The organism is Pseudomonas sp. RIT778 (assembly GCF_019718735.1).
Classification (GTDB): Bacteria; Pseudomonadota; Gammaproteobacteria; order Pseudomonadales; family Pseudomonadaceae; genus Aquipseudomonas; species Aquipseudomonas aphyarum.
This window is the reverse complement of the sequence record NZ_JAIHBA010000044.1, coordinates 41108-47784: the sequence shown is the minus strand read 5'-3', so window position 1 is coordinate 47784 and position 6677 is coordinate 41108. Positions and strand designations below refer to the sequence as shown.

Here is a 6677-nt window from a genome sequence, read left to right as displayed (position 1 = left end):
TTTCACCCCAGGACTCACCCGTTCCCCCTGCAAAAAACTCCTAGGTGGTCCGTCGTTGAGGCTGAGTATCGCCACCGCCCCGCGACTCCCCGCCATCACGCCGCTGACTTTGATTTCCACCGGCGCCGTGCGGTTGGAAAACCATTGCAACGCCGGGTTGTCGCTGCGTGCGGCGAGCAGTTGCGGCGTGGCCGCCGGGGTGTGGGATTCGGCGGTGGTCAGGAGCAGGGATGACCAGGTGGCGATGCCGACCAGGGCGGTCAGCAGCGCGGCGGCCTGGATGATTTCGGGGGGTGAAAAGCGTGCGGTGAACCTCATGGGCTGAATCTCCTTTTAGTCCCGGTGACCAGACTACGCGGCAATTCTCACGGTTTTATTTCACACACCTTACATGTTGGCCGTGCAGGATGGTTTTTTGGGACGGGGCTGGACGCAAGGGAGTGCGCATTCGATGAACCGGTGCAGGCAGCAGGGTTTTACGCTGATCGAGTTGATGGTGGTGCTGGTGATCATCGGCATCGCCAGTGCGGCGATCAGTTTGAGTATCAAGCCCGATCCGTTGCAGTTGCTGCGCAAGGACGCCGAGCGCGTGGCGCAGTTGCTGCAGATTGCCCAGGCTGAGGCCCGCGCCGATGGCCGGCCGATTGCGTGGTTGAGCGATGGCAAGGGGTTTCGGTTCAGTCGGCGCAGTGACAGTGGCAAGGGCTTTGATCATTTCGATCGGGACCCGCAGTTGCGGCCGCGTCCCTGGCAGAGTCCGAAGCTGGAAGTACGGGTGGAGCCGAAGCAGAAAGTGGTGCTGAACGCGGAGTGGATCAATCCGCCGCTGCAGTTGACGCTGTCTGACGGGCTCAATCGGTTGAGTGTGCTGCGCGATGCTTCGGGCCGGATTAGCGTGCAATGAACAGACAACACGGTTTTACGCTGATCGAGGTGATGGTCGCGATTCTGTTGATGGCGGTGGTCAGTCTGATTGCCTGGAAGGGGCTGGACAGTGTCACCCGCGCCGACAGCCATTTGCAGGCCAGTGGTGAGCAGAGCGACAGCCTGTTGCGGGCGTTGAATCAGATGCAGCGGGATGTGGAGATGCGCGCGGGGATCGAGCTGACGGAGCCGAAGAAGGTCGGCACCGAGGATGAACCGGCGACGGCCCCGCCTGCCGTTACGGTGCGCAGCAGTGACAGTAAGGGGTTTCGGCTGGACATCATTCGGAGTGCGGCGGATCAGCCGGGAGCGTTGCAGCGGGTGCGCTGGTGGCTCAAGGGGGACACGTTGTATCGCGCGGTGGCGCCGGCGCGGAGTCGGTATCCGTTGCCGGCGCCTACGGCGGGGGTGGCGGTTTTGGGTGAGGTGAGTGATTTGCAGGTGCGGGTTTGGGAGATGGATAAGGGGTGGCGGCAGTTGAGCGGGAATCGGCGGGAGGATCCGTTGGGGTTGGAGGTGCGGTTGACCCGGCAAACACCGCAAGGGCCGGAGAAGTACCGGCAAGTCATGGGGCCCTTGCAGTGATCAGCTGAGAACGACTACACCGCCCGGCAGTTCGGTGCATTTGACGCCGTAGGCATCGCGGATCAGCGCGCCTACCCCGGCCAGTTGGTCGAGGGAGAAACGTGCCTGTACGCGGCGTTGGCCGAGTGCGCGATTGAGCAGCAGCAACATGCCTGGGCGGTAGCGGTTGATCTCGTCGATCATCTGGCTCAGGGTCGCGCCGTTGAACACCAGCACCTGCTGCCGCCAGTTCATCACCGCTGCGGTGTCGACGCTTTGCACGGTGCCGACCTGTTGCGCGTCATAGGTCAATTGCTGGCCCGGCTCCAGGCGCAGGCTGCGGCCTTCAACTTCCACTTCTACCGCGCCATCGAGGCACGTCACGCAAACCTGTTGATCTAGGTTACGCAGGTTGAACCGCGCCCTGCTCGCCCGCAGCCAACCGCCACCGGCCTGCATCGCCATCGGCAGCCGCGCGGTCTGCACTTCGACTTCGCCGCTGACCAGTTCAAAACCTTGCACGCCCTCATCCACCGAGCGTTGGTTGATGCGTGTCTGGGTGTTCAGTTCCAGGCTCAAGCCATCGGCCGGTTCGACGCGACGTTGCTGGCCGACTTCGGTGATGTAATCGGCGCCAAGCCCGGAGAACCCGCCCGGAATCGTGCCGCGCACCAGCAGGAACGCGGCCGATGCGGCAATCGCGCCGCCAAGAAAGGCCCGGCGTCCAAACCGGCGTGGCGCTTGCGTCGCTTCGGCTGCCGGTTGCAGCAGGTGCCACAACGCCTTGCACTCTTCGAAGGCGCGGGCGTGTTCCGGGCTTTGCGCACACCACTGGCGCAGCGCTCGGGCGTCGGCGACCGTGGCGCGGCCGGAGGTCAGCAGGATCAGCCAGTCGCGGGCTTCGCTTTGCAGACGCTCGGCAGGCGTGGGCTCGGCAGGTGTCAGACGGAAGATGTTCAAACGCGCAGGTACTCGACGGGTTGATCGGGACACTCAATCGGAGCTTCATTCACTAGACGGTTTTCCGGCCCCGCGACCGAACCGCTGAAACACTTTTCTTTCCAGTTTGGCCGCGCAGTGTCCGAGGGCAGCCTTGATTTCCTTCTCGACCATGCGCGTGGAGATGCCGAAACGCTGGGAGATTTCCAGGTGCGGCGCTTCTTCCAGCCGTGCGGCGATGAAGATCCGGCGCCGCCGGGCCGGCAGTTCGTAGAGGGCGCTGAGCAGGGACTGGATTTCCTTTTGGCCGCCGACCACGCGCATCGGGTCCAGCGCTTCGTCGCTGACTTGCAGCAGTTCTTCGACTTCGCTGCCGGTGAGCAATCGCGCATCGGCCTGGCGGCGGTCGGCGGCGATGTTGAGGGCCATGCGATAGAGGTAGGCGTTGGGCCGCAGCAGGTTCGGCGGCGCTTCCATGCGGTCGACCCGCAGGTAGGTTTCGTGCAGCACGTCGTTGGCCAGGTCCTCCGAGCCGAGACGGCGTCGCAGGCGCACCCGAAAGTCCTCGTAGGACGTCAGGAACAGCTGGACCATCGAACTTTGTCCGGCGTCTTTCATCCCCCGGAAACTCCTTCCCATTGTGTGCATTCCATGCGCTTTCCTGACGATTCGGGTAACAACAGCAACGTGACTGGCTGGCGCAATGCGCCGGGTGTGGGCCGGTCGATCTTGAGCGTGTGAAAACTGTCTACCAGCGCTGCATCGCGCCGAACATCGCCAGTGGTGGTGACCAACCGGTTGTGCTGCACCACGCCGTCGCGGCCGATCCACAGCTGCAACACCGCGCGAAAACTGCCGGGCCGGGTCAGCGGCGAGCGGCACAGGTTGCGTTCAATCGCGGCCTGCACCGCTGTGGCGTAACTGCGGTTGACGGCTGCGCTGGCGGGGGGCGGTTTCTCCGCCGGCATTGGCACTTCCTCGACTTGCGCAACCTGCAAGGTGAACGCGTCGTCGCGGCTGTACTTGGCCATCAAGCCGCTGCCGCCGAGCATCCGGCGCAATGCTTCGGCGGCAGTGAATTCGCCATCTACCGCCAAGGAACGTCGACCGCGGCTCAACTGGCTGTCGACCAGCACCGCCATGCCCGTGGCGCGGCTGAACTGATCGAGGGCGCGGGCCAGTTCCTGGGCCGGGATGTGCAGCGTCATACGCATCGTCGCCGGCACCGGATCGGCGCTGGCGCGGCTCAGAAACAAGCCAAGCAGCAGCCCCAGACAGAGCTGGCGCATGAGCGCTGAGCGCACGACATCCTCCCTGGCACGGCCTCGCTGCACGGCTGATGTATCCCTGAAAACCGTCATCCTGAGGGCTGTTTATGAATCTGGTGTGACGGCCACTGCAAAAAAACCATCACGGGATCGGCGCCGCCGTTGCACTAGACTCTTGAGCTAGAGCGGCCCCTTCGGGCCGGCCAGGAGGCAGGCATGAAATCAGTCTGGAAAGTCGTCTTCGGCGGGTTGTTGCTGATGGCGTTTGGCGGTGCGCACGCGGAGGAACCGCTGGGCTGCGTCGAGGTGACGGTGGGTGGCTACAAGGCGCCGAATTACGATTGCCTGAGCCAGCAGATGGGCAACAACCCCGATGGCGCGGCGGCTGCGCAGAAGAATCAGGAAGCGATGAATGTGCCGGTCAACAAGCGCCCGCCGAATCAGGTGGGGCTGGCGACGCCGGCGGCCACGGCTACGCGGATGGGCAACACCTTTGGTACGTCGGTGAAACCGCAGCGGCCACCGAACTAACTTTTACCTGATCGTTCCCACGCTCCTGCGTGGGAATGCAGCCGTGACGCTCTGCGTCACTGGACGCGGAGCGTCCCTAGAGGCATTCCCACGCGGAGCGTGGGAACGATCAGCGTGTTAGGGGGCGCAGCGATTGATGGCTCGTGATCAATCGCTGGGAATCTGGCGAAAGCTCACCGCCAGACGATTCCAGCTGTTGATGGTGCTCACGGCCATGGTCAGGTCCACCAGTTCAGTCTCGTTGAACTGTTCCCGCGCCTGCTGGTAAACATCGTCGGGCACCCGGCTGTCCGCCAGCAGCGTCACTGCCTCGGTCCAGGCCAGCGCCGCACGTTCGCGCAGGTTGAAGAAGCCGCTGTCGCGCCAGACTGCGATCGCGTACAGGCGCCGGTCCGTCTCCCCTGCCCGCCGTGCTTCCACCGAATGCATGTCGGTGCAGAACGCACAGCCGTTGAGCTGCGAGGCACGGATCTTGATCAGGTGCAGCAGCGGCGGTTCGATGCTCAGGCTGCTGGTCAGCGCTTCCAGGGCAATCATCGCTTTCATGGCTTTGGGTGAAGCGCTGTAGTAATCCAGACGCGGGGACATGGGCGGGCCTCGGGCAGCAGAAGAGTCATTTCACGGTAAGCGCTGATTCGACAACGTTACAGCCCCAATTCCACGAAAAAACGGCAGACCACTGAACCCGAGCCAAACACGATACCTGTGGGAGCGAGCTTGCTCGCGATGGGGGCATTAAATTCAACATCGATGTCGACTGAGACACCGCTTTCGCGAGCAAGCTCGCTCCCACAGGGTTTTGCGCCAATTCCGGATAATTGCACTACGCAACTTCTGCCCCGCCCGCATTCGGGAGTAATCTGGCCGGCACACTCAATCGCCCGGAGAGCCCCCTCGGTATGGAACTTCATGTCGTGATCAACGGCCGCAAGGACCTGGCCGGCCAGTTGTATCAGCAACTGCGCGGCGCCATTGAATCCGGGCGTCTGGCCGCCGGCACGCAGTTGCCGCCCAGCCGTTTGCTCGCCGAGCAACTGGGGATTTCGCGCAAGACCATTTCCGACACTTACGCGCAGCTCACCTACGAGAATTTCCTCACCGGCGTGATCGGCAAAGGCACTTACGTCAACGCCCGTTCGACGCCGGTCCAGCGCAAGCAAAGCCATTCCGAACTGGCCAGTTCCGAGGTTATCGAGAGTTGGCGCAATCTGCCGGTGTTCCTGCGCCATCCAACGCTTGAGGGTTCGCTGCGCTATGACTTCATCGGCGGCGCCACCAGCAAGGGCCAGTTTCCCCAGGATGACTGGCGCCGCTGCGTCTCTCACGCGCTGCGGCAGATGGCCAATTCCAAAGGTTTTTACAGCGTGCCGGAAGGCCTGCCGGCGCTGCGCAATGCGATTGCCCGGCACATCGCGTTTTCCCGTGGCGTGAACTGTCAGGACGAGGACATCGTAGTGTGCAACGGCGCGCAACAGGCGCTGGATTTGATCACCCGCGTGTTGATCCGTCCCGGCAGTCTGGTGGCGATGGAAGATCCCGGTTACCCGCCGGCGCGGCTGTTGTTCGGCACTCACGGGGCGACGGTGGTCGGCGTGCCGGTGGATGCGGAAGGGATTCAGGTCGAGCGGATTCCCGAGGGCACACGGCTGATCTACGTGACGCCGTCGCACCAGTTCCCGCTGGGCATGCCGATGAGTCAGGCGCGGCGCGAAGCCCTGCTCGAACGGGCTTATGAACTCGGCGCGATCATCATCGAGGACGACTATGACAGCGAGTTCCGCTACGAGGGTCGCCCGACGGATTCGCTGCACAAGCTCGATCAGCGCGGCATCGTTGCCTACGTCGGAACCTTCTCGAAAACCCTCTTGCCCGAGCTGCGCCTCGGCTACGCGATCCTGCCGCCGGCGATCCTCGAAGCGGTGATCCGCGCCAAGCAGCTCACCGACCTGCACGCCTCTACCCTGCCGCAATGGGCGCTGGCCAAGTTCATTGCCGAAGGCTGTCTGCTCAAGCACATCCGCCGCTGCCATACCATTTATGCCCAGCGCCGCGAGCGGATTCTGGCGCGCATGGCCACCGACCTTTCGCCGTGGCTGGAAGCCGTGCCGCCCAGCGCGGGGTTTCACATGGCGGTGTTCTGCAAGGTGCCGATCGATTTGCCGCTGGTGATCGAACTGGCGAAGAAGGTCGAAGTCGGGCTGTACGCCATCGACGGCTTCTATTACCAGCAACCGGCCAAAAGCGGGATGTACTTCGGTTTCGGCGCCATCGAGACGCTGGACATCGACATTGCGCTCGACCGCCTGCGCGACATTCTGCAACAGGTCGTTGGTTAGATTGGACTAAACGATTAACCGCCGATTGGTTATTGGTGATCCGGGGGTGCAGGCCTATCCTGCACAAGCGTTATCCCTCAATGAGCAGGATTCGTCCGGCCTGATTCAGGAGTGT

The 6677-nt window shown here is 63.1% G+C and carries 9 protein-coding genes and 1 pseudogene; 4 read left to right on the top strand and 6 right to left on the bottom strand.

Annotation, left to right across the window (positions count from 1 at the left end; genetic code table 11):
- Nucleotides 1-318, bottom strand: a 318-nt coding sequence (locus K5E37_RS26300) for a general secretion pathway protein GspC (protein ID WP_221535546.1), incomplete at its 3' end; no start/stop codon positions are given.
- Nucleotides 319-451: 133 nt separating this feature from the next.
- On the opposite strand from K5E37_RS26300, the gene gspH reads away from it, so the two are divergent.
- On the top strand, nt 452-904 hold the full coding sequence (gene gspH / locus K5E37_RS26295) for a type II secretion system minor pseudopilin GspH (RefSeq protein WP_011334577.1): 453 nt from the start codon (nt 452-454) through the stop codon (nt 902-904).
- Nucleotides 901-1509 (top strand): prepilin-type N-terminal cleavage/methylation domain-containing protein, encoded by a 609-nt coding sequence (locus tag K5E37_RS26290; protein ID WP_221535545.1) that lies wholly within the window; start codon nt 901-903, stop codon nt 1507-1509. The genes gspH and K5E37_RS26290 overlap by 4 nt, the downstream gene beginning before the upstream one ends.
- Here the strand turns inward: K5E37_RS26290 and K5E37_RS26285 are convergent, their stop codons facing one another.
- Genes K5E37_RS26285 through K5E37_RS26275 form a run of 3 tightly spaced genes read right to left on the bottom strand, consistent with a single transcriptional unit; the run spans nt 1510 to nt 3716 of the window.
- Entirely contained in the window at nt 1510-2448 is a 939-nt protein-coding gene (locus K5E37_RS26285) for a FecR family protein (RefSeq protein WP_221535548.1), read from the bottom strand. It abuts the gene before it with no gap.
- Between the two features lie 45 nt (nt 2449-2493).
- On the bottom strand, nt 2494-3045 hold the full coding sequence (locus K5E37_RS26280) for an RNA polymerase sigma factor (protein WP_011334580.1): 552 nt from the start codon (nt 3043-3045) through the stop codon (nt 2494-2496).
- Entirely contained in the window at nt 3042-3716 is a 675-nt protein-coding gene (locus tag K5E37_RS26275) for an STN domain-containing protein (protein WP_221535547.1), read from the bottom strand. The genes K5E37_RS26280 and K5E37_RS26275 overlap by 4 nt, the downstream gene beginning before the upstream one ends.
- A 195-nt stretch (nt 3717-3911) precedes the next feature.
- Here K5E37_RS26275 and K5E37_RS26270 point away from each other — a divergent pair, with 195 nt between their 5' ends.
- A complete protein-coding gene (locus tag K5E37_RS26270; RefSeq protein WP_221535544.1) occupies nt 3912-4226 on the top strand; it encodes a hypothetical protein in 315 nt (104 codons plus the stop codon).
- A 147-nt stretch (nt 4227-4373) separates the two neighbouring features.
- On the opposite strand, the gene K5E37_RS26265 is transcribed toward K5E37_RS26270, so the two are convergent.
- Nucleotides 4374-4814, bottom strand: coding sequence for a carboxymuconolactone decarboxylase family protein (locus tag K5E37_RS26265; RefSeq protein ID WP_007959341.1), 441 nt, complete (start codon nt 4812-4814; stop codon nt 4374-4376).
- Nucleotides 4815-4923: 109 nt separating this feature from the next.
- Nucleotides 4924-5034: pseudogene (locus K5E37_RS29775) on the bottom strand (metal ABC transporter ATP-binding protein); the annotation flags it as partial.
- Between the two features lie 91 nt (nt 5035-5125).
- Here K5E37_RS29775 and K5E37_RS26260 point away from each other — a divergent pair.
- Complete coding sequence (locus K5E37_RS26260; RefSeq protein WP_221535543.1) at nt 5126-6562, top strand: PLP-dependent aminotransferase family protein; 1437 nt, start codon at nt 5126-5128, stop codon at nt 6560-6562.
- Nucleotides 6563-6677: the final 115 nt, after the last annotated feature.